Annotated in this window: 21 protein-coding genes and 1 pseudogene; 6 read left to right on the top strand and 16 right to left on the bottom strand. The window is 65.3% G+C overall.

Annotation, left to right across the window (positions count from 1 at the left end; translation table 11 throughout):
- Positions 1-41 precede the first annotated feature (41 nt).
- On the bottom strand, positions 42-2,087 hold the full coding sequence (locus M0765_RS20930) for a sigma-54-dependent Fis family transcriptional regulator (protein ID WP_258505721.1): 2,046 nt from the start codon (positions 2,085-2,087) through the stop codon (positions 42-44).
- A gap of 299 nt (positions 2,088-2,386) precedes the next feature.
- Here M0765_RS20930 and M0765_RS20925 point away from each other — a divergent pair, with 299 nt between their 5' ends.
- Complete coding sequence (locus M0765_RS20925; RefSeq protein ID WP_258508358.1) at positions 2,387-2,818, top strand: dihydroneopterin aldolase; 432 nt, start codon at positions 2,387-2,389, stop codon at positions 2,816-2,818.
- 67 nt (positions 2,819-2,885) lie between these two features.
- On the opposite strand, the gene fae is transcribed toward M0765_RS20925, so the two are convergent.
- The 13 genes from fae to M0765_RS20865 form a co-directional block, all read right to left on the bottom strand.
- Entirely contained in the window at positions 2,886-3,398 is a 513-nt protein-coding gene (gene fae, locus M0765_RS20920) for a formaldehyde-activating enzyme (protein ID WP_012748178.1), read from the bottom strand.
- Positions 3,399-3,481: 83 nt separating this feature from the next.
- Positions 3,482-4,420: a triphosphoribosyl-dephospho-CoA synthase gene (locus M0765_RS20915; protein ID WP_258505720.1), complete on the bottom strand. Its 939-nt coding sequence runs from the start codon at positions 4,418-4,420 to the stop codon at positions 3,482-3,484.
- Positions 4,420-5,376, bottom strand: coding sequence for an ATP-grasp domain-containing protein (locus tag M0765_RS20910; protein WP_258505719.1), 957 nt, complete (start codon positions 5,374-5,376; stop codon positions 4,420-4,422). The genes M0765_RS20915 and M0765_RS20910 overlap by 1 nt, the downstream gene beginning before the upstream one ends.
- Before the next feature lie 10 nt (positions 5,377-5,386).
- On the bottom strand, positions 5,387-6,394 hold the full coding sequence (mch, locus tag M0765_RS20905) for a methenyltetrahydromethanopterin cyclohydrolase (protein WP_258505718.1): 1,008 nt from the start codon (positions 6,392-6,394) through the stop codon (positions 5,387-5,389).
- Entirely contained in the window at positions 6,391-7,563 is a 1,173-nt protein-coding gene (locus tag M0765_RS20900) for an ATP-grasp domain-containing protein (protein ID WP_258505717.1), read from the bottom strand. The genes mch and M0765_RS20900 overlap by 4 nt, the downstream gene beginning before the upstream one ends.
- Entirely contained in the window at positions 7,560-8,477 is a 918-nt protein-coding gene (locus tag M0765_RS20895) for an NAD(P)-dependent methylenetetrahydromethanopterin dehydrogenase (RefSeq protein ID WP_258505716.1), read from the bottom strand. Before M0765_RS20895 ends, M0765_RS20900 begins: the two co-directional genes overlap by 4 nt.
- A gap of 55 nt (positions 8,478-8,532) precedes the next feature.
- Complete coding sequence (locus M0765_RS20890; RefSeq protein ID WP_258505715.1) at positions 8,533-9,576, bottom strand: beta-ribofuranosylaminobenzene 5'-phosphate synthase family protein; 1,044 nt, start codon at positions 9,574-9,576, stop codon at positions 8,533-8,535.
- Positions 9,577-9,765: 189 nt separating this feature from the next.
- The gene (locus M0765_RS20885; RefSeq protein WP_258505714.1) at positions 9,766-10,818 is read right to left on the bottom strand and encodes a helix-turn-helix transcriptional regulator; all 1,053 of its coding nucleotides are present in this window, start codon (positions 10,816-10,818) and stop codon (positions 9,766-9,768) included.
- A gap of 118 nt (positions 10,819-10,936) precedes the next feature.
- The gene (locus M0765_RS20880) at positions 10,937-11,143 is read right to left on the bottom strand and encodes a hypothetical protein (RefSeq protein WP_258505713.1); all 207 of its coding nucleotides are present in this window, start codon (positions 11,141-11,143) and stop codon (positions 10,937-10,939) included.
- On the bottom strand, positions 11,140-11,490 hold the full coding sequence (locus M0765_RS20875) for a hypothetical protein (RefSeq protein WP_258505712.1): 351 nt from the start codon (positions 11,488-11,490) through the stop codon (positions 11,140-11,142). Before M0765_RS20875 ends, M0765_RS20880 begins: the two co-directional genes overlap by 4 nt.
- Complete coding sequence (locus tag M0765_RS20870; RefSeq protein ID WP_258505711.1) at positions 11,487-11,876, bottom strand: hypothetical protein; 390 nt, start codon at positions 11,874-11,876, stop codon at positions 11,487-11,489. The genes M0765_RS20875 and M0765_RS20870 overlap by 4 nt, the downstream gene beginning before the upstream one ends.
- A gap of 48 nt (positions 11,877-11,924) precedes the next feature.
- Entirely contained in the window at positions 11,925-12,158 is a 234-nt protein-coding gene (locus M0765_RS29520; RefSeq protein ID WP_446751607.1) for a winged helix-turn-helix domain-containing protein, read from the bottom strand.
- Positions 12,159-12,207: 49 nt separating this feature from the next.
- Positions 12,208-12,831: a serine hydrolase gene (locus M0765_RS20865; RefSeq protein WP_258505710.1), complete on the bottom strand. Its 624-nt coding sequence runs from the start codon at positions 12,829-12,831 to the stop codon at positions 12,208-12,210.
- A gap of 325 nt (positions 12,832-13,156) precedes the next feature.
- On the opposite strand from M0765_RS20865, the gene M0765_RS20860 reads away from it, so the two are divergent.
- Positions 13,157-14,884 (top strand): hypothetical protein, encoded by a 1,728-nt coding sequence (locus tag M0765_RS20860; protein ID WP_258505709.1) that lies wholly within the window; start codon positions 13,157-13,159, stop codon positions 14,882-14,884.
- Between the two features lie 56 nt (positions 14,885-14,940).
- Here the strand turns inward: M0765_RS20860 and ilvB are convergent, their stop codons facing one another.
- A complete protein-coding gene (gene ilvB, locus M0765_RS20855; RefSeq protein ID WP_258505708.1) occupies positions 14,941-16,722 on the bottom strand; it encodes a biosynthetic-type acetolactate synthase large subunit in 1,782 nt (593 codons plus the stop codon).
- Between the two features lie 65 nt (positions 16,723-16,787).
- Here ilvB and M0765_RS20850 point away from each other — a divergent pair, with 65 nt between their 5' ends.
- The 3 genes from M0765_RS20850 to M0765_RS20840 all read left to right on the top strand — a co-directional run bounded on the left by M0765_RS20850 (position 16,788) and on the right by M0765_RS20840 (position 18,231).
- Positions 16,788-17,282, top strand: coding sequence for an Lrp/AsnC family transcriptional regulator (locus M0765_RS20850; RefSeq protein WP_258505707.1), 495 nt, complete (start codon positions 16,788-16,790; stop codon positions 17,280-17,282).
- A gap of 140 nt (positions 17,283-17,422) precedes the next feature.
- Entirely contained in the window at positions 17,423-17,869 is a 447-nt protein-coding gene (locus tag M0765_RS20845; protein WP_258505706.1) for an SRPBCC family protein, read from the top strand.
- Between the two features lie 8 nt (positions 17,870-17,877).
- Positions 17,878-18,231, top strand: a complete 354-nt coding sequence (locus M0765_RS20840; RefSeq protein ID WP_258505705.1) for a DUF2200 domain-containing protein — start codon at positions 17,878-17,880, stop codon at positions 18,229-18,231.
- A gap of 22 nt (positions 18,232-18,253) precedes the next feature.
- On the opposite strand, the pseudogene M0765_RS20835 reads toward M0765_RS20840, so the two are convergent.
- Positions 18,254-19,146 (bottom strand): annotated as a pseudogene (locus tag M0765_RS20835) (LysR family transcriptional regulator).
- Between the two features lie 89 nt (positions 19,147-19,235).
- Between M0765_RS20835 and M0765_RS20830 the strand changes: the two are divergent.
- Positions 19,236-20,036: an NAD(P)H-dependent oxidoreductase gene (locus M0765_RS20830; RefSeq protein ID WP_258505704.1), complete on the top strand. Its 801-nt coding sequence runs from the start codon at positions 19,236-19,238 to the stop codon at positions 20,034-20,036.
- Positions 20,037-20,057: the final 21 nt, after the last annotated feature.

Raw genomic sequence — 20,057 nt, 5'->3', positions numbered from 1 at the left:
CCCGATGAGCCTCCGTTCATCATGTCTGTCGAGCCTGCGGCTCAATCGGGTGGAGATATCTCGATGTGAAGCTTGTGGAGTTTTCGGTACAAGGTGTTGCGGCTGACATCGAGCGCCTTGGCGACGTTGCTCACGTTCCAGCGGTGCTGCTCAAGCATCTGCAGCAGCACCTGCCGCTCGTTGGCCTGGATCGGGTTGAGTTTGACGGCCGGGGGCGCATCGGAAGCAGCGGCTTCGCCTTGCGCGTCCGCCGTCTCGATGGCTGCGGCAGGTAATGCATAGGCCGGTGCGGGCGAAGGTGCAGCCCTTGCGACAAGCGAAGGCAGGTGCTCCCGCGTGATGGTCTTGCCGTCTGCGAGCGCGGCCGCGCTGCGCAGCACGTGGCGCAGCTGGCGCAGGTTGCCCGGCCACGGATAGGCCATGAGCATGCGCTCGGCATCTTCGCCAAGCCTGCAGTCGCTGCCGCCCTCGTCCTTCAGCACGTCGTGGATCAGCTCGCGCTTGTCGGTGCGGTCGCGCAGCGCGGGCAGGTCGAGCTCGATGCCGGCCAGGCGGTAGTAAAGGTCTTCGCGGAAGCGGCCTTCCCGCACCAGGCTTGGCAGGTGCTGGTGGCTCGCGCTCACGAGCTGGAAGTCGACCGGGTGCGTTTCTTCGGTGCCCAGCGGCGTGACCTGCCGCTCGTCGAGCACGCGCAGCAGGCGGGCCTGCAGCTCCAGCGGCATGTCGGCAATTTCGTCGAGGAACAGCGTGCCGCCATCGGCCTGCAGGATCTTGCCGCGCCGGCCGCTGCGCTGCGCACCGGTGAAGGCGCCGGCCTTGTAGCCGAAGAGCTCCGATTCAATGAGCGTCTCTGGCAGGCTTGCGCAGTTGACCGCGACAAACGCGCCTTCGGCATGCGGACTGGTTTCGTGGATGGCGCGCGCGAACACCTCTTTGCCCGAACCTGTTTCGCCGCACAGCAGCACGGGGGTTCGGCGCGCCACCACGCGGCGCGCGGTGTCCAGGTGCGCCACGAGCCGCGCATCCTTGAATGTGCGAATGCCGGGCGCACGCGTTGCGGCGGGCCGCAGCGGCGCCCGAAACGCGTCGGCACCCGCCTCCGCCGCCATGGGCGCCGTGATGGCACCCGCGGCACGCGCACGCGCCGGCGTGGCTGCATCGGAAGCGGGACGACGCGCCACCGCAAAGAAGCGCAGCGCGGCGTTGGCCCGGTACGCCACCACCGGGTGGAACGAAGAAGAAAGACTTCGCTGCACGATGTCTTCGAGCGACGTCTGGAACAGGTCGTCGATGCGCTGCGTGCGGATCTCGTCCATCGTTTGCACGCCAAGCTGGAACAAGGCGCTGCGGTTGGCCGCAAGAATGCGCCCGTCGTCACCGACGGCAAGCTTGCCTTCGTGCAGTGTGTAGACAAACTCCGGCCGGCTGTGGAAGTGCAGCGGGTGCGCGTTCGAGAAGCGCTTGTCGATGAGGCGGTTCTCGATCATGCGCGCCGTCATGCCAAGCAGCACGAGCACGTGCTGCTGCATGAGGCTGGAGCGGCTGGTCACGTCAAGCACCGCGATGATCTCGCCGGACGGATCGAACACCGGCACCGCCGAACACGTGAGCTGCGTGAAGTGGCTGAAGAAATGCTCTTCGCGCCGCACGGAGATAGGGTGCGCGGCCGCAAGGCAAGTGCCCATGCCGTTGGTGCCGGCTTCAGCCTCGCCCCACATGCCGCCTGCGCGCAGGCCCATGGGCTCGGCTTCGGCGGCAAACTCCGGCGACGACACCATGTGCACGATGACGCCGTCGGTATCGGTCAGCACCACGGCGGATTCCGCATCTGCCAACTGCTGGTAGAGCGTGGTCATCTCGTAGCGTGCGCATTCGATGACGTCGGCATGCTGGTTGCGCCGGCTCTGCAAGGCCGAAGACGCAATGACCACCGGTTCGCGCGGACGGCCCGGATCGAGCTGGTACTGGTTGAGGCAACGGCTCCAGGAGCGGGTGACCAGGTCGTTGCCTTCTTCGTGAAAGCCCCGCCTCACCACGTCGAGCACCCGGTCGGCGTGCCTGTCGCCTTGTCGCAGCGTCAATGTCATTGGATGTCTCCAGCGCGTTCCATCGTGTCTCCTTGGTCGGTCCATTGTTGTACTTGCCGACACGCTGCACACCCGGTGAAACACCAAGCAGTGAAAAGCGCCGCAGTGGATCCGCTCTCTCTGGCCTGCATTTTGCGTTGATGAATCCTGCCTGGGGGCATCGGCTCGCCGGCAGACACACTTTCAAACACATTCGAATCCACTGGAGACATCGCTTGAACACCAGCCAGAGCCCTTCCGTCGGCCACTTTGCTTCGAATGTTCCTCATGCCTCCAGTGCCTCCGCGGGTGCAACGCCCATGGACCTGATCTTCATCGAGGGCTTTCAAGGCAACACGGTCATTGGCATTCACGAGTCGGAACTTCACCACGCGCAGCCGTTGGTGATCGACGTGCATGCCGGCCTGCCCCGCGCGCGCGCCTGCGACACTGACCGCATCGGCGACACCATCGACTACGGCGTGGTCCGCGAGCGGCTGCTGCGCCTCATGGCGGAACACCGGCTTCAGCTGCTGGAGGCCTTTGCAGAGGCCATCGCCGACATCCTGATCGACGAGTTCAACGCCAGCTGGGTGCGCGTCAAGGTCGTGAAGCCGCGCAAGTTCGACGATGTGCAGGCGGTAGGTGTGCAGATCGAGCGCCACGCCGCAACGCATCGCGCTTCGAAGCCGGCCCACAGCGCAACCGTGCTGAAGTTTCTCGCCAGCGGCATGGTGCCTGCGAAACACTGAACGAAATACCGAGCACGAAAAAGAAGCCGACCGGTTCACGCGTCGGCTTCTTCCTTTCAGGTTTTCATCAGAGGTGCGCAGCGAACGGGTGTGCCGTGGTGCCCTTCTTGTCGACCACTTCAGCCGCGGTCGGCGAGCCGGCCACTGCGCGTTGAATGGCTTCGCGCGTAGCCTGATAGTTGTAGTCCTGGATCTTCTTGTCGTCGTCGGCAAGCCAGTGGATGAACACGCCCACGCAGATGAACAGGTTGTCGGCCTCGGCCATGGGAATGGTGCCGTCTTCTACGCTGTCGGCCACTGCCAGTGCCACGGCGCGCTGCGCCGGCCCGAACATCTGCACCGCCTGTTTGGCGCCCTTGATGGTCACTTTGTTGAACATCACGGTGGCCGGCTTGGTCAGCAGGTTGGGCGCCACCACTGCGAGCAGCGAAGTGAAGCCGTCCTTGTTGTTCGTCAACGCGTTGGCGAAGGCGGTCTCGGCAGCGCTGCCGCGCGGTCCGATGATCAGGTCGATATGGGCTACTTCGTTGCCGTCGCCGACGAGCGATTCGCCCACCATCAGTCGATCTATTTTTGCCATGGTTTCGGGTCTCCTCTTAGAGGTCCAAGGTGGTTAGGGTCATTACGACACCGGTCAGAACGACCAGCGCAATGCCATGGTTATCACGATCCGTGCCATCCGCCTGCGGGGCCGCGCGCGGGCGCCGCGCACGAGCGGATCCAGCCCGAAAGCAGCAACGCCGCCACGGTGAAATCGGCGCTGGTCCCCGGGTTGACGCCGGCAGCCTTCAGTGAAACGTCCCATGCCGCGAATTCGGGGTCCGCATCGAGCACCACGCCGTCGCCGGCGCGCTCGCGCCAGGCCTGCGCCGCCGTCATGACAGTCTGTGCCACGCGCCCGCCGTGTTTTCGAACAATGTGTGAATCGGGAAAGGCGCCCAGGCAAGCCAGGTAAAGCCGTTGGACGGAAGCCACAGTGGCCGCATCGGGATGTGCCTCGACGTCGGCCGGCGCGTTGCCCGGGCCCGCTTGATACACGGGCATCTGGAACGCCAGCGCGAACAGGTCCGCGAAGCCGTCGCGGTATTGGCGCGCGATGAGATCGCGGTCGGCCGCAAGCGCCATGGCTGCACGCAGGTCGACCGTTGGGGCGCCGTGCACGTCTTCCTTCGGCGCGCTTCCAAGGCCACCTGGGTGCGCACGAGCGATGGCCCGGTAGGCTGCGCGGGTATCGTCGATGTCGAGGGTGGCCAGCACGGACTCCACAGCGGCACGCAACGCAGCCGGGGTTGCTGCGGCGGGGTTCTGCTCCACGGCCAGCGCAATGGGTGCGCACAGCAAGAGAATGCCAAGGTTGGTGTTGCAGCCCGCGACCGCCCAAGTGGCCTCTACAGCGGCTTCGATGCGTTCCCCTACGCGCAGCCCGGGCGCGAACAGCGGGCCTGCCGCGGCCCTGGCGCTCTCGATGAACATCGACGCCTGCATGCGATGGCCGGGCGAATCGCGGCTGACGTTGCCCGGTTTGCGCACTGCAACATCGAGCCAGCAGGCGCGCAGGAAGCAGGCACGCGCCCGTTCGATGGCCGCCTGCCGCGCGTTCATCAGGCGCGGCGCTCCGGAGGCAGGCTCTCCTGCACACGGCTGTGGGTCTGAGCCATCTTGCGGTCGAGCAGGTCATCGACGATGGCGCGTGCGATGTTGAAGTCCGTGACGCGCTGCAGCCCCTGCCAGGCTGCCACGCCGTTGACTTCCAGTACCTGGATCTTCGGGCCACTGGCGGCGGCGATGAGGTCTACACCTGCGTAGTCCATGTCGAGTGCATGGGCCGCGCCCTCGGCCATTTGCGCGAGTGCCGGTTCGAGTTGGGCGGGCTCGCAGCGCGCGCCCTGGGCCACGTTGTGAACCCAGTGCGTGCTGACACGCCGCATCGCAGTAATGGCACGCCCGCCGACCACGAGCACGCGCCAGTCGAAACCGGGCGAGCCCATCGGCGGCACAAAGCGCTGCAGGTAGGCAAGGCCCGCATAGCGCGCGTCGGTGTCGGGCATGGGGTGATGTACGCCGTCTACCTCGCCCACGAGCTGCAGGTCTTTGCCTTGCGAGCCGAACAAGGGTTTGATCACCAGCGCGTGCCCCGCTGCCGTTTCGCGCATGGCGATGCGCCTGGCCTGCGCGGCAGACTCGGTGGCCCATGTGGCGGGTGCGGGAATGCGCGCGGCATGGAGCAGCAAGCTGGTCATCGACTTGTCGACCGAGCGCTCGATGGCGCGCGCATCGTTGTAGACCGGCACACCGAGCTCGCGCAATGCATGCAGCACGCCGAGGCGCTTGGTCACCTGCTCGAAGCTTCCGCCGGCAATGCCGCGCACCAGCACCGCGTCGGGCAGTTCGCGGCCGTAGCCGGGAATGACCAGGCCGTGCCACGCAGCGGTGGTGTCGATATTGCAATCGGCAAGGTCGACGCAGCGGCCCACCGCGCCGCGTGCGCGCAATGCGGCTTGCAACTGGCGGGTATGCCAGCCGATCTCATCCGTCATGATGGCGATACGCGTGGTCATCGTGCGGCCCTCATGCTTGCTGCAGCCACAGGCGCTGCAGCAGCGCCATGTCGGGCGCGCCGCCGTGCCATGTGTTGCCGCTGTCGATGTTGCTCACCCACACTTCGGCGGGCGCAAACAGCGCACCGTCGATCTTGTAGAAGTCGTATTCGACCTCCTTGAAGATGTGGGCGAACGAGCGGCCGTGGTCGCGTGAATTGCGCGACGGCAATGCACGGGCCAGTTCGCGTGCGGCCTCATCGTCGCCTCGAACCGTGAGGTGCACGCGGCCGCCGTAGAGAATGGAATCGTTGGTGCGCCCCATCGCCTCGACGCCATCGGCACTGGGCGAAGGCAGCGGTGCGGTGCCTGCGCCATCGACGATATTGGCGAGCGCGAAACCAAGCTCGTGCGACTTGTGCAGCGCCACTTCGAGCACGCGCGCCACCACCTGCGTGGTGCCTGCAAGGCTGGTGGTGGGCGCGAGGATCAGCGTGAGCGCGTCGGCCGCCAGGTTGCAATCGCGCAGCAGCTTGTCGATCACGACCTTTGGCGGTGCGCGATCGACTTCCAGCACCAGCACGCCGCACTCTGCGTGATCGCGATAGTCCAGTTCGGCGAAGAGCTTTTCCTTGACCGCCAGTGCGCGTGCGGGGCCGGAGCCGAGTGAGAAAAACTTCTTGCCGCCGGTTTCTTCCTTGGTCGCCGAAAGGCTCCAGCCGGCGTACTGGCTGCCGAGGCAAGCCAGCACGGGCTGCGAGCTGCGCACGTCGAGCCATGTAGGCCAACCCTCGGCATCGTTGCCGCTGCGCAAGTGCACATGGCCCAGCCCACCCATGCAGATTTCGCCGACGCGCAGGCCGGCCTCGATGCTGCCCGGCGCCTCGATGCCGGCATCGACGATGTGCACGCCGCTCTCGTCGCGGCGCACGTGCAGCCCGAGCGCATCGGCATCGTTCAGCAGGCGTTCGACCAAAGGCCGTGCCATGCGGTTGACGCTCAGGCCCTCGGCAAAGGCGGGCGGTGGTGTGTTGCTCATGCCGATGTCTCCAGTGATTTGAACAACCGCTCGCGGCTTTCGGTGAGGCGGGCGCGCACCTCGTCCGCGCTGGTGCCGCACGCGGTGAGGGTGCACAGGGGGTCGTCGATATCGAAGCGCTGGCCTGCGCCGGGAATGTCGCGGATGCCCGGCCATTCCGCGAGTTGCCGCGCCGCGACTTCATCGAGTTGCATGGGTCGCGGCGCGAAGACGATTTCGATGCCTTCAATGTCTTGCGCATGCGCAGACATCGCTGGCAGCTCGCCGTGCAGGCAGGCGCGCAGGTGCGCGTGCATGAGGCCAGGCGTTCCGGCCGGCGAGCGGTAAAGGCTCATGCTGGCCGGCGGCCTGGCGTTCACTTCGAGCACGCCAACGGCGTCGCCATCGCGCATGAAGTCGAGGCTGCACAAGCCGCGCAGTTCGAACTCCGCGACCAATGCGCGTGCGATCCCGGTCACACGCGCGGCAATGTTCTGCGGCACAGGCACCGGGCCGACCGCACCGCAGAACACGAAAGGCCGCGCGCCGAAGGGCCGGACGGTCATTTCATTGAAGCCGAGCACATGGACCTCGCGCCCATTGGCGACGAAGGTGGCGGACATCGGCTGGCCCGGCATTTCGCGCTGGAAGTAGTCATGCGAAGACAGCGGCTCTTCCACCGGCCACGGCGCGTGGCGAACATGCCAGCCGCCGCAGCCGTGCGCGTCTTTCATCAACCATCCGGCGGGGTCTTCGGGAGCGTCCAGCAGCACCTGCGGGTAGGGCATCACGCGTGCGCGAAGAAATCCGAAGAAGCTGGCCGGGTCTCGCAGGCGGCGCACGGCATCGGGCGCGGTGCCGATCAGGGGCAGCACAGCCGCGCCCTGTTCGAGCAAGCCAGGCTCGCCCTCGAAGCCGCTGCCTGCGATCCAGCCCACCACCGGGTCGCCGCCCTCGCCTTCTTGGGCCAATTGGCGCAATGCGGCCAGCGTGCTCGCCGCATCGATCTGCAAACTGCCGGGCGTGCCGATCGGCAACCAGCGCGATGCGGCGCGGCGCGTGTCGAGGTCGCCGAAAAGGTCGAGCGCAACAACGTTGAAGCCGTCGTTCGCCGCCGCCTCGGCCATGGCGCGCGCGGAGATGGCGGCGACGGCAATGGTCTGCATCTCGCGGACAGGCGTGGCTGTCAAGACGCCTTCGCGGCCTGCTCGACCAGGAATGCGCGCGCCACCGCAAAGGCTTCGGCAAAGCTCAGCACCTGCGCCTTCTCGGCCTCGCACATCTGCACCAGCAGCCGATGCTGCGTCTGGTACTTGACGTTGCCCACGGCCAGCGCGCCGATGCCCACGGCCTGCGTGCCCGCGATCGGCTTGGCGTCGTCCATCACGCCGACACCCGCAATGCCTTCGGGCGGCACGGCGTTCACATCGGCGGCAACCTTGAGCCGCGTGGCGGCGCCGAGCGCTTCGCTGGACACCACCTGCACGCCCGCGGCCGCGCAGGCCAGCAGCACGTCGGCATCCGCGATGGAGCGCCGCACGGCATCGGGGTCGCCGCCCGAGAGGCCGTGCAGCTTCACGCCGAAGCGCTGGCCGGTTTCGTCCGCCGCTTCTTGCGCCGCGTCGATGCCGTTACGGCTGGAGAGGTAAACGTCGGCGCCGGCCTGCGCCGCGATCACGCCGGCCACGCGCCCCACCGGACCGGTACCACCAAGGATCACCACGCGCTGGCCCTCGAGGCCCTGGGCATGGTGGCGCTTCAAGGCGGCCTCCACGCAGGCCACCATGGCCGCGGCGGTTGTGTAGGCGCCGCTGGGGTCGGCCATGACTGAGACGACGAAGGGCTTGACCATCGAGGTTCTTGCGCGCTCGAGCATGTCGGCGGCCAATTGGGCATCGCGCCCGCCAATGAAGATGCCCGTTCGCGCAACACCCTTGGGACCGCGCGAAAAGATGGTGTCTTGCGTGAGCCCTGTGATGCGGTCGATCGCCACATCGCAGTAAGGCACGATGATCTGGTAGCCCGCGTCCGCCGCCATGTTGATGTCGAAAGGACTCATCTGCGGACCGGGGGTGAACATGTGAAGAATGCGGGGACGTTCCATGAGGGCCTGCGTGGTGTGGAAGAAGTGGCGTCGGGTTGGGACGAGAGCGATGAATTCAGCGGGTGCGCGGCTGCACGATGCGGTCGTGCACCGCCGCGCCGCTGTTGCGGCCCGAGACAATGTGCAGTTCCAGCTGCGGCGCGGCGCGTTCGGATGCGCGCGCGGCATCCACAAGCAATTGCGCCTGTGCTTCCGTGGGCACGACGGCAAAGCCGGTCGGCCCCCAGGAGCTCTGGCCGATGGCGGCGCCGCCTGAGCGGCTCGCGTCCGCGAACCATTGCATCAGCCGCGCGACCGCCGGGCTGGTGAAGATGCCGCCCTGCGCCGGCGCGAAGTGCTCGCCGAGCAACTGCTGCATGCGGTTGATGCCTGCGGCAAACGGTGCGAACTCCGCGCTGGCGGCGGCGGGCAGAACGCGCATCAAGACCTGGTGGCAAATTTCTGCAGCGGCCGCTTGCGGCAACGGCGGCAAGGCTGCGATGGCTTTTTTCTCTTCTCCGCCTGAAAGCCCGCGGTGCGCGGGATCCTGCACGACGACGATGCGCCATGCCGGCGGGAATGCAATGCGCGACAAAAGCGGCGCGGGCAGGCCATCCGGACCGGGGCCGCCGTCGAGCAGCAGGCCGCCCGCGTCGAAGCCTGCGATTCCGATGCCCGAACGCAACCCGCGGCCAAGCCAATGCGCCAATGTGGCAGTGCCCAGATCGAGACCATGCCACTTGGCAAAGGCTCGCCCGATGGCCGACGCCAGCTGCGTGCCCGAGCCAAAGCCCGCGTGTGCCGGCAACACCTGCCGCAATCGAAGCGAAAGCGGCGCGTGGCAGCCGCTGCGCTGCTTCAGCCGCTGGAGATGGGCTGCGGCCCGGTCGAGCTCCGCCCCCGCGGCCGGGGTGTCGGCTGCTAGGCGGTCAGCGTCGGATGCCGTCAGTTCGACCTCGGTGGTGAACCCGTCGATGACCACCCCGAGGCTGCCGAACGAGCGCCCCAGTGAACCAGAAGGGTCGAGAAAGCCCAGGTGCAGGCGCCCGGGAGCACTCACGCCCACTGTGCGAAAGCTCAGGTCGTGCCGCGGAGCAACGGCGAAGTCGGCGGAGGTCATGGGTGGATTCGGGCGGCGGGACGAAGTCATGGACTTGCATGTCATAGCAAGGGCCGTTCCGTCTGCGCGTCCACAGGGCGGCGCACGCGGGCTCGCGTGCGGTGAGTGCGGGCGATGTCCCAGGAGCGTGACAATGTGTCACGCCTTTTCCAAGGCAAGGAGGATGGCTGCCGCAGTGCGGCGGCGGTGCTATCGGAGAAGCACCAGGCCCGACGGCGTGGCAGCGTCGGCCAGCGAAATCGGCTCGAACCTCAGGCCGTGCATCTTTGCGAACGCACCGGGCGAGCAGCCCCTGTGCTTGCGAAACACCAGCCCGAAGTAGGCAGGATCCGTGAAGCCGCAGCTGTAGGCCACCTGCGAGATCTGGGTGTTCGAGATGCTGGAAGTGCGCAGCATCCGCATGGCGGCCTCCATGCGTTCGTGCAGCACCGCATCCAGAAAGGTCATGCCGCGTCCGGCGCTTGCGAAGGCCTTGTGCACGTAGCGCACCGAGACGTTGAAGTCGGCCGCGAGCTTGGCCGCGCTGACCTCCGGGTCGGCATAGTGATCGCGAATCCACATGCGCATGCGGGCGTGCAATGCACGATCGCGCGCCGACACCGCTTCCGCGTCGTGCACGAGCTTGTTCTGCGAAAGCGCCATCGACAGCATGGACAGCACATGCTCACCGACCAGTTCGCGCTCGAACGCGCTGGCCGCGGCATTCAGATGCTCCAGGCTCATGGCGCGCAGGTAACCTGCCAGCACGCTTGTCCACCCCTTGTCGCCCTTGAGCGCAACAGCGGCGGCGTTGCTCGCATCGGGCAGCCAGCGCGCCACAAGCGATTGCGACAAGCCGATGATCCAGGCATCGGTACCGTGATGCGAGCACAGCCGCATGGGCTCGTTCGAATCGATGATCAACATGTCGTTGACACCGATGGTGGCGCTGCGGCCCTGCTGCTCGCTGGTGGTGAAGCCGTTGTTCAGCTTCACCAGAAGATGAAAAGGGTACTCGGCGGCTTCCTGTATGCGGCTGGGCACGCCGCGGTACACGTCGAGCGGGCTTCCACGAGCCCGCATGAAAGTCACGCCATTCGAATTGACGACCGACAGTTCCTGGCGGAAGGTGTCGCGCTCGGGGCTGTCGTAGCTCGTGAAGCCGCGCTTGGTGCCCATCTCCTCGGCCCAGAACGCAAACTTGTCGCGCGCCGACAGCGCATCGGTGTCGATGCGCAAGATGGCGGAGGGTTTTTCGTCCATGGTGGCTTGGGCCTGCGGGATTATTTGGCAACTGTTAACAGTTTGCAATCCGGGCATCTTCTGATCCCGTGCATCTAATCTATAGAGCCGCGCGGGACTTCCCAGCCGTCTGGCGGCTTCAGCAGTTGCTTTTCGCCTCTTGCGAAGCCAATTTGACGCATTGCGCCGCAGCATTTCGCGGTGCCGGGGACTTGGCAAGCCACGTCAGAGCTATGGCTTGGCCGGCCAGAAAGCCGATCAGCACACCCGCAAGGGTTGTTCGCCAGGTGCGAAAGAACGGAATCGCGTCGATATTTCCGCGCCACAACGACGAAAGTTGGTTCACCACTCGCCCGTTTCGCGCACGCGCTGGTCGAAATCCATCCGATCCAACCGCTCCAATTGCTGCATTCGCTCGAGCACGCGCTCTTCGTTCGTGCGCCGCGTTCCGTTGAGCCTTGCAAGGCTGCGCGAGATGCTGGCCCACAGCGAGCGGGTTTCAGCAGGCTTTTGCCGGCGAGCGGTTCTTGAAGTGTGGACCAGACTTTTCATGGCGTTTCGTTGGGATGGGCGTTCGATCTGGAGAGCAACGCTGTCCCGAACGAAAACGCGTACCGCGTACGAATTGGAAGAAGCCGGAAATCGGTCATTTCGCACACTGGCAGCTACAGACGCGCTTTCATCAGCGTTCACCGCAAACCCGTGCTGTAGCGCCGGCTCGAACGGCTGCGAAACCGCTCGGGTTCGGCCCTGGGCCGGCCTTCGGGTCGCGGCAGTTCCGACAGGAACATCGAAACGACCAGCGCCGCGGCACGCTCGAATTCAAGTACCTGGAGCACGCTGTAGTGGCGCCCTTGCAGGCGTCCATCGGCACTTGGCAAGCCCCGGACTTCAAGCAGAACCTCGGCCGCCAGGTCGCGGTCGCTGCGCGGCTTTCCGTTGGAAACGAGCCAGTTGTCGATGTTGTCGCTTGGCATGAACCGAAAAGCGGCAATCACCGGAACATATTTGCATTCCTCGCCGATCAGGATCGGCAGATCCATCGGACGGCTGAATTTCTCGTCTTCAGTTTTCAGCATATTTGCCTCCCCTCTTTCAATGCATGCCGCGAACGGCTTGGCTGACTGCTAGAGCGCCCTGGCCGCCTGGCTCAACTGGTAACCCGTGCCCCAGATCGACTGCAAGCTCAACCCATGCTTGCCCGTGTGCAAGCCAAGCTTTCGGCGAAGGCACGACATGTTGGTGTCGAGCGATCTCGATTGCAGGTCGAACCCCCTCTCCCACACGGCGGACCAAAGCCACTCACGGGTCAGCGGCCTGTCGATATTGCGAAAAAGCTCCATCGCCAGGTCGAACTCGATCGGTCGTCGATCTGATCGAAGAAGGCTTCGACGTCGGCTTGCGCCTCGCCTAGAAGACGCCGCTCAGTACCACGGTGGGCAGGCTTTGCGTATGGACGTGCGGCGGGTTGTTCTTGCCGGCAGGGAACTCCACAAAAGCCTCGTAAGGTCCGTTGCCGGTAATGCTGCCGCGCATGACCGGCTCGTCGTTCCTGTTATAGCCCTGGGCGTAAAGCGGCATCTTGCCCGCTGGCACATTGATGAAGCTGTCGAACATGCCAAGCCTGCGAAAAAGCTGCTGCTCCATCGCTTCTTCAAAGGGCATCTGCATGCTTTTTGCAACGACCACACCGAGCATTCCGATGCTGGGGTTGGCATAGCTTCTCTCGGTGCCTGCAACATGCGCGGGCTGCCATGCCTTGAAATAGTCCATCAGCTGCCCCGTGTTCCCGATGGCGTCGGGAACCTGCAGGGGAAAGCCTCCAGCGGTGTGAGTTCCCAGGTTGACCAGCGTGACCTTGTCGAGGCTGGTGCCTCGAAGCTGAGGCAAGTACTTGCCCGGGCTGTCAGTGAGTGAAAGCTGGCCGTTGGCCTGGGCGTAGGTTGCCAACGTGGCGGTGAATGTCTTGCTGACCGACCCGATTTCGAAGATCGTGTCTTCTGTGATTTTTTGCTCCGTCTTCTTGGAAGCCACACCGTAGCTGTAGAACCACTGCTCGCCCCCGCGGCAATCGCAATGGCCAGACCGGGAATGCCGTGCTGCCGCATGGCGTCTTCGGCTGCGTTCTTTACAACGGCGTCCATGTCCGCCTTGCGGGCGCTCGGCATGGCGTAGCTGTTGAACGAGGCGACACACGCAACCAGCAACCATCCAGTGCTGAGCTTTTTGATCAGGCGCATTCGATCTCCCTGGGTCTCTTGTTCATGACAATCGGAATTATCAGCTTCGCATGGCCGGGCGGCGCCTTCGAGCCGGCTTGGCCGTCGGTTTGCGTGAGCGGCGCGGCACAATCGGCCGCGTGCCGCTCTTCAAAGACAAACTGCTTGCCGTCCTCCCGCTGGCTCTGGCTTTCGGCATGCCCGTTGCCAAGGCGAATGAGCCTCTGCTTCTCGTCACCTCGCCGGCAACCCTGCAGGCCGCCGAAAAATCAGGCGCCAGCTTCACTCGATGGTTCGGCGAAATGCCCGCGTCAGGCGACGGAACCGTCACCAACCACAAGCTGATGGCTTCGCCGGCGTGGCAATCCATCGCGCGCCCGTTGAGCGAAAGCCTCACGCGCATCCAGCGCAGCGACAAGCAGGCCGGTGTCGGGATCTCGCGCTATCCGCACCGGCTGTTCGACGCACGCTGGCTCGCGAGCCCCGATGCGTTTTTCGAACTCGTGGGCGTCGCCAACCGCATGGACCGGCGGCCGTTCCAGAGCGGCGCATGCGGTGAGACGCGGCTCGTGTACCGGCTCGCCTACCGCACGCCCGCAATGCAGTCCCGCCTGCCGATGACCGTCAATGTCGAACTCCGTGGCGATGCGCCCGATGCGGGCGGTAGTTGCGCGCGCGCCGTGCGGCGCTGGCAACCGCCGAAGACTTCGATGACTGACGAAGCGCTCGGCCGCTGGCTGGTGTCGCCCGACGGTCCGCTTGCGCCGGAGCGCCTGGCGACCGCGCGCATTGCGCAGATCACCACCAACCTGCAGAGCGTGCGCTGGCCCTCCGCGGTTAGGCCCGACTTGGGTGGCCACGCGGAATACATGCTGCGCGCCTTCCGCTGGAACGCAGGCGCACAACGCTTCGACGTAGCGCCGCTCGAAAACACGCCCGACGTCGCACGACTCAAGGCCAACGCTCCGTTGCGCAACGAGCTGCGGCAGTGGCTGCAGCAGCCTGCCAACATGCGCGCGCTGGATGAAGCCACGCTGCAGTTGCCCGAGAAGTTCCTGGCGACTGAATCCGTCTCCGTAGCACCTCGCGGCCTTGAACGGCTGGCAAATCGGCCCTTTGCCCAAGTCTTTCCGTCCGGCGAATGGCAACCCGTGCCCGGCAGCCGCACGCTTCAATCGCCGCAGGCGATACTGCGCCGGCTCGACGATCTCAGCTGCGCGGGCTGCCACCAGAGCCGCGCGGTCGCGGGCTTTCACCTGCTGGGCATCGACCGGCGCGGCGCATCGCGCACCTTCACAGCGGGCAATGCGCTTGCACTGCCGCACTCGCCACACCTGCAAGACGAACTTTTGCGGCGCGGCCGCTATGTGCATGCGGCCCTGTCGACACCTCAGCCCGATCCTTTCCGCCCGCTGGCCGAACCAGACGACGCGAACGGCACGGTGAAAGAAGCAACAGTCGGCGCAAGTTGCGAACCCACCCGCATCACACAGTCGGCCAATCCCTGGCTCGATCGCGCAGAGAAACTGCCGCGCATCGCCTGCGAAGGCGCCCTTTCCGTCTGCGAGAAAACCTCGGTCGGTTTTCCGGGCGGCATGTGCTCCGGACCGTGCGACCCGCGTGACAAGAACGGCACCTGCGGCGGCATCGCGATCTTGAGCGACTTCAACCAGTGCCTGGCCGCGAACAAACCATTTGGCGAATGCCTGAGCAAGCACACGCGGCCCGGCAACCTGCGAAGCTGCTCGGCGCAGCAACCCTGCCGCGACGACTTCATCTGCGCGCAGGCAGAAGGCCAATCCGAAGGTCGCGGCGCATGCATTCCGCCCTACTTCCTCTTTCAGATGCGGGTAGACGGCCACTCCTGAAGACGGAAGTCTGCAGACCGGGCGATCACTGCGCGTACCTCGTGCATCATGGCCGCTCAGCGCTCCTCGAACCAGCGGTCTTTCCCAAGCATGACGCGGTGATGCCCGTGCCCCGAAGGCATCATCGGAAAGCAGTTCTCCTGCGGCGCGACCTGCACGTCGAGAAAGAATGGACCGTCGCTCTCAAGGCATTCATTCAGCGCGGCCTGGAGCTCGGCAGGGTCCGACACCCGCCGTGCGCCCCAACCGAAGGCCTTGGCCAGCGCCACGAAATCGGGCAGCGCCTCGTTCCAGCTGTGGCTCAGCCGGTTGCCGTGGTTGAGCTCCTGCCACTGGCGCACCATGCCCATGTAGCCGTTGTTGCACAGCACCAGCTTTACCGGCGTGCGGTGCTGCACGGCGGTTGAAAGCTCCTGGATGTTCATGAGCACCGAGGCATCTCCGCTCACGCACACGACCAGCGCCTCCGGGTGCGCCACCTGCGCGCCAATGGCCGCCGGCAGTCCGTAGCCCATGGTGCCGGCACCGCCCGAGGTAAGCCAGCGGCGCGGCCGCTCGAAGCGCAGATATTGCGCAGCCCACATCTGGTGCTGGCCCACGTCGGTCGACACGATCGCGTCTCGCCCGTCGATGGCCTGCTGCAGCGACGCCATCAGTTGCTGAGGCAAGATTGCATCGCTTCGCGGCTCGAAGCCGAGGCAATCTTCCGCACGCCAGCGCTCGATGCGCTGCCACCAGGGCGCGAGCCGCTCCGGCGCAAAGCTTTCGGCGGGCTGCATTGAAAGCAGGGCATCGACGATGGCGCCGCAATCGCCCACCATCGGCACGTCGACCTTCACCACCTTGTTGATGCTGCCCGGGTCGATGTCGATATGGATCTTGCGCGCCTGCGGGCAGAACTCATCGAGCTTGCCGGTCACGCGGTCGTCGAAGCGCGCACCTACGCACACCACCAGGTCGGCCTCATGCATTGCAAGATTGGCCTCAAGCGTGCCGTGCATGCCCAGCATGCCGATGAACTTGGGGTCCGACGCAGGAAAGGCGCCGAGCCCCATGAGCGTGAGTGTGCAAGGCGCGTGCAGCCGGTGCACCAGCTGTGCAAAGGCCTCGCACGCGGCAGGGCCCGAGTTGATCAACCCGCCGCCGCCATAGAGCACCGGCCGGCGCGCCGTTGAAATCAGGTCGGCCGCGCGCTGCAGCATGGCGCGTGGGGGCAGCGCCGCCCTCCCTGTGCGCAATGCGCGCATCGGCCGGGGTGCGGCGCCATGGCCCAGCCGCGCAAGCTGAACGTCCTTGGGTACGTCGAGCAACACCGGCCCGGGCCGCCCCGATGCGGCGATTTCTAGTGCACGCCGCACCAGCGCCGGCACCTCGTCAGGCTCGCGCACCTGCTGGTTCCACTTGGTCACCGGGCGCGACATACCGAGCGCATCGCTCTCCTGGAAAGCCTGCGTGCCGATCACCCCGGTTGCCACCTGGCCGCTGATGCACAGCAGCGGAACCGAATCGCTGATGGCGTCGAGCAAGCCGCTGATGGTGTTGCTCACGCCGGGCCCCGAAGTGACGAGCACCACGCCCACCCGCCCCGTGGTGCGCGCATAGCCTTCAGCCGCATGCACCGCCGCCTGCTCGTGCCGCACCAGCACATGGCGCAGCCGCGGCTCGCCATGAAGCGCGTCATAGAGCGGCAGCGCAGCGCCGCCGGGGTAGCCAAAAAGCGTGTCGACGCCGCATTCGACCAGCGTGTCGAGCAGGGCCTCGGCGCCGTTGCGAACGCGGGGAACCGGGCCGGGCGGCAGGGGTGGAGAAGAAGCGGAAGGAAGGTCGAGCAGTCGCATGCCGTCGATTCTTCCGGCTTTGATGCAGAATTTGCATCTTTCTTTTGGCTCATTCGGCTTAATTCATGAAAACCAATCGTCAAACCGGCAATAACGAAGAAGGATCTTTCGACAAGACCGATTTGGCGATCCTGCGCGTGTTGCTGCTCGACTCCCGCAAGACACTGCAGGAAATCGGCAACGAGGTCGGCCTGTCGCCCACCAGCTGCTGGACGCGCATCAAGAAGCTCGAAGCCACTGGCGTGATCAAGCGCTACACCATCGACGTCGACCCGGCCAAGCTCGGCTATCACGACTCGGTCATCGTGCAGGTCACACTCGAAAGCCATACCGACGAAACCCTGTACGACTTCGGCCGCACGCTCGCCACCATCCCCGAGATCCAGGAGGCCTACCTGGTCTCGGGCGACTACGACTACTACATCCGCATCGCGGTGCGCGACACCCGCGACTACGAGCGGCTGCTGCGCGAAAAGCTCTACAAGATTCCGGGCATACGCCACAGCAAGTCGCACTTCGTGCTGCGCGTGCTGAAGGAAACCAGCGTGCCTGTGATCTGACCGGCACAACGCGGGCTCGAATCGGTACTATCGGCCGGCCGCCGGTCGGGTCTAAAAAACAGAGCGTCGTGTCGATTTCCCGGCGGCTCGTTCGTCGTGCCAGTAGAGGGTCGTCCTCTGCACTTCAGGAGAACACATCCATGGCTACCAACACCATTCGCCTGCACCGCGTACTGCGCACTCCGCCGGACCGGCTCTACCGCGCCTTTACCGAGCCCGCCGCCTTCGAGCGCTGGCTGCCACCCTTCGGTTTTACCGGCAAGGTCCACAGCATGGAGCCGGTGGTCGGCGGCGCCTGGCGCATGTCGTTCACCAACTTTGGCACCGGCCACAGCCACTCGTTCGGCGGCAAATACCTCGAGCTCGTACCCGGCGAGCGCATTGCCTACGATGCGGCCTTCGATGACCCCAACCTGCCGGGCACCATGAAGACCAGCGTCACGCTGACGCGTGTGTCTTGCGGCACCGAAATCTCCATCGTGCAGGAAGGCATTCCCGACGTGATTCCTGCCGAGATGTGCTACCTGGGCTGGCAGGAATCGCTGGTTGCACTGGCTCAGCTGGTCGAGCCCGAGATTGCGGGTTGAGACAAACGATGGCAGCCCGGCAGTCGTTCTCCACGATGGCCTTTGCGAAGGTCTATCCCTTGTACGTTCAAAAGGCCGAACGCAAAGGACGGACGAAGGAAGAAGTCGATCAGATCATTTGCTGGCTGACGGGCTATGACATGCCCGGGCTGCAGCGGCAAATCGAACAGGCGAACAACTTCGAGACCTTCTTCGCCCAAGCTCCGGCCATTCATCCGAACAGCTCGCTCATCAAGGGCGTGGTCTGCGGGGTTCGCGTGGAAGACATCGACGATCCGCTGATGCAGAAGGTCAGGCATCTGGACAAGCTGATCGATGAGCTCGCCAAAGGCAAGGCAATGGAGAAAATTCTGCGAAAGTAGTTTTTCTGCAAGCGGTTGCCGTTCACAGGCTTTCGGCAATCCGCTCCCGCAGCCATCGGTGCGCCGGGTCGCGGTGCCGTCGCTCATGCCACAGCATGGCCATTTCGTAGCCCGGCACCTCCAGCGGCGCATCGACCACGCGAAGCCCCGGCGCGCCGCGCGCCAGCCGCTCGGGCAGCATCGCGACCATGTCGGTACTGGCCAGCACCGACATCATGAAAAGGAAGTGCGGCACCGACAATGCCACGCGGCGCTCGAGCCCTTTCTTCGCGAGCGCCTCGTCCGTGGGCCCGATAAAGCCGCCGCCGCCCTGCGACACCACCACGTGCTCCAGCGCGCAGAACTGCGCCAGTGTGGGCCGGCGCTTCAGGCGCGGATGGCCTGTGCGCCCGGCAAGCACATAGCGCTCGTGGAACAGCACCCGCCGGTGCAGCCCGGGGGCGCACCCACGCTGGTATGAAAGAACAGGTCGATCTCTCCCTGCTCCAGCTGCCGGGGCATGCGCGAAGGCACCGCCTCCACCACGGCCAGGCGGGTGTTCGGCGCTGCCGCGCGCAGCCCGGCAAGCGTAGGCAGAAGAATCGCCGACTCGGCATAGTCGGCTGCGGCCACGCGCCAGGTGGTGGTGGCCTCGGCGGGGTCGAAAGGTCCGGTAGGCGCCACGGCGCGGCCCAGCGACTCCAGCGCTGCACGCAGCGGCTCGCGCAATTCATCGGCGCGGGCGGTCGGCCGCATGCCGCGTTGCGCGGGCACCAGCAGCGGGTCGCCGAACACCTCGCGCAGCTTGGCGAGCTGCACGCTTACCGAGGGCTGCGAAAGGTTAAGGCGCTCGGCTGCGCGGGTGACGCTGCGCTCTGCCAGCAGCACATCGAGCGTGAGCAGAAGGTTGAGGTCGAGCCGATTGAAATTGTTCAACGCTATTCCTGGAATTTTGAATATTCATTTCCAATATAGCTCGGCTGTACCTAACCTGCATGCATCGTCATTCAACGCAACATGCAGCCGTGAAAATTCTTCTTGTTCATGCCCACCCCGAGCCCCGCTCCCTCAACGGATCGCTCAAGCAGTTCATGGTGGAGCGCCTCGTGCAATCCGGACACGAAGTGCGCGTGTCCGACCTTTACGCCATGCGATGGAAGGCCACGCTCGACGCGGACGACTTCCCGCACATCGAGCCCGGCGCGCACTTCGACCCGGTGACCGACTCGTTGCGCGCATTCGAGGCCGGCACCCAGCGCGACGAGGTCGCGGCCGAGCAGGCCAAGCTGCTGTGGGCCGACGCGGTGATCTTCCAGTTTCCACTGTGGTGGTACACGATGCCGGCCATCCTCAAGGGCTGGATCGACCGCGTCTATGCCTACGGCTTTGCCTACGGCGTTGGCGAGCACTCCGACTCGCACTGGGGCGACCGCTTCGGCCAAGGCGTGATGAGCGGCAAGCGAGCCATGCTGGTGGTCAGCACCGGTGGCTGGGCTTCGCACTACAGCGCCAGAGGCATCAACGGACCAATGGACGACCTGCTGTTTCCCATTCACCACGGGGTGCTCTACTACCCCGGCTTCGAGGTGCTGCCGCCCTACGTGGTCTACCGCACCGGCAAGGTGGATGCAGGCGCCTACGCAAGAATCACCGAAGAACTCGGCCACCGCCTCAACACGCTGTGGACGACGGACCCGATTCCGTTCCGTCCGCAGAACTTCGGCGACTACGACATTCCGGCGCTCACGCTGCGCGACGAGATCGCGCCGGGTGAATCAGGCTTTGCGGCGCACACTGCTCCGAAGAAGGGCGCGAACGTGCGCTAGCAGCGGCCGCCGCCTTTCCCG

The organism is Variovorax sp. S12S4 (assembly GCF_023195515.1).
Classification (GTDB): domain Bacteria; phylum Pseudomonadota; class Gammaproteobacteria; order Burkholderiales; family Burkholderiaceae_C; genus Variovorax.
Note: the sequence above shows the minus strand (reverse complement) of the source record. Positions and strands in the feature narration are given on the sequence as shown.

Bases quoted from the DNA above. Each gene is read 5' to 3' on its own strand.
- M0765_RS20930 (WP_258505721.1), bottom strand. From the start codon at position 2,087: ATGACATTGACGCTGCGACAAGGCGACAGGCACGCCGACCGGGTGCTC.
- M0765_RS20925 (WP_258508358.1), top strand. From the start codon at position 2,387: ATGGACCTGATCTTCATCGAGGGCTTTCAAGGCAACACGGTCATTGGC.
- fae (WP_012748178.1), bottom strand. From the start codon at position 3,398: ATGGCAAAAATAGATCGACTGATGGTGGGCGAATCGCTCGTCGGCGAC.
- M0765_RS20915 (WP_258505720.1), bottom strand. From the start codon at position 4,420: ATGAACGCGCGGCAGGCGGCCATCGAACGGGCGCGTGCCTGCTTCCTG.
- M0765_RS20910 (WP_258505719.1), bottom strand. From the start codon at position 5,376: ATGACCACGCGTATCGCCATCATGACGGATGAGATCGGCTGGCATACC.
- mch (WP_258505718.1), bottom strand. From the start codon at position 6,394: ATGAGCAACACACCACCGCCCGCCTTTGCCGAGGGCCTGAGCGTCAAC.
- M0765_RS20895 (WP_258505716.1), bottom strand. From the start codon at position 8,477: ATGGAACGTCCCCGCATTCTTCACATGTTCACCCCCGGTCCGCAGATG.
- M0765_RS20890 (WP_258505715.1), bottom strand. From the start codon at position 9,576: ATGACCTCCGCCGACTTCGCCGTTGCTCCGCGGCACGACCTGAGCTTT.
- M0765_RS20885 (WP_258505714.1), bottom strand. From the start codon at position 10,818: ATGGACGAAAAACCCTCCGCCATCTTGCGCATCGACACCGATGCGCTG.
- M0765_RS20870 (WP_258505711.1), bottom strand. From the start codon at position 11,876: ATGCTGAAAACTGAAGACGAGAAATTCAGCCGTCCGATGGATCTGCCG.
- ilvB (WP_258505708.1), bottom strand. From the start codon at position 16,722: ATGCGACTGCTCGACCTTCCTTCCGCTTCTTCTCCACCCCTGCCGCCC.
- M0765_RS20850 (WP_258505707.1), top strand. From the start codon at position 16,788: ATGAAAACCAATCGTCAAACCGGCAATAACGAAGAAGGATCTTTCGAC.
- M0765_RS20845 (WP_258505706.1), top strand. From the start codon at position 17,423: ATGGCTACCAACACCATTCGCCTGCACCGCGTACTGCGCACTCCGCCG.
- M0765_RS20840 (WP_258505705.1), top strand. From the start codon at position 17,878: ATGGCAGCCCGGCAGTCGTTCTCCACGATGGCCTTTGCGAAGGTCTAT.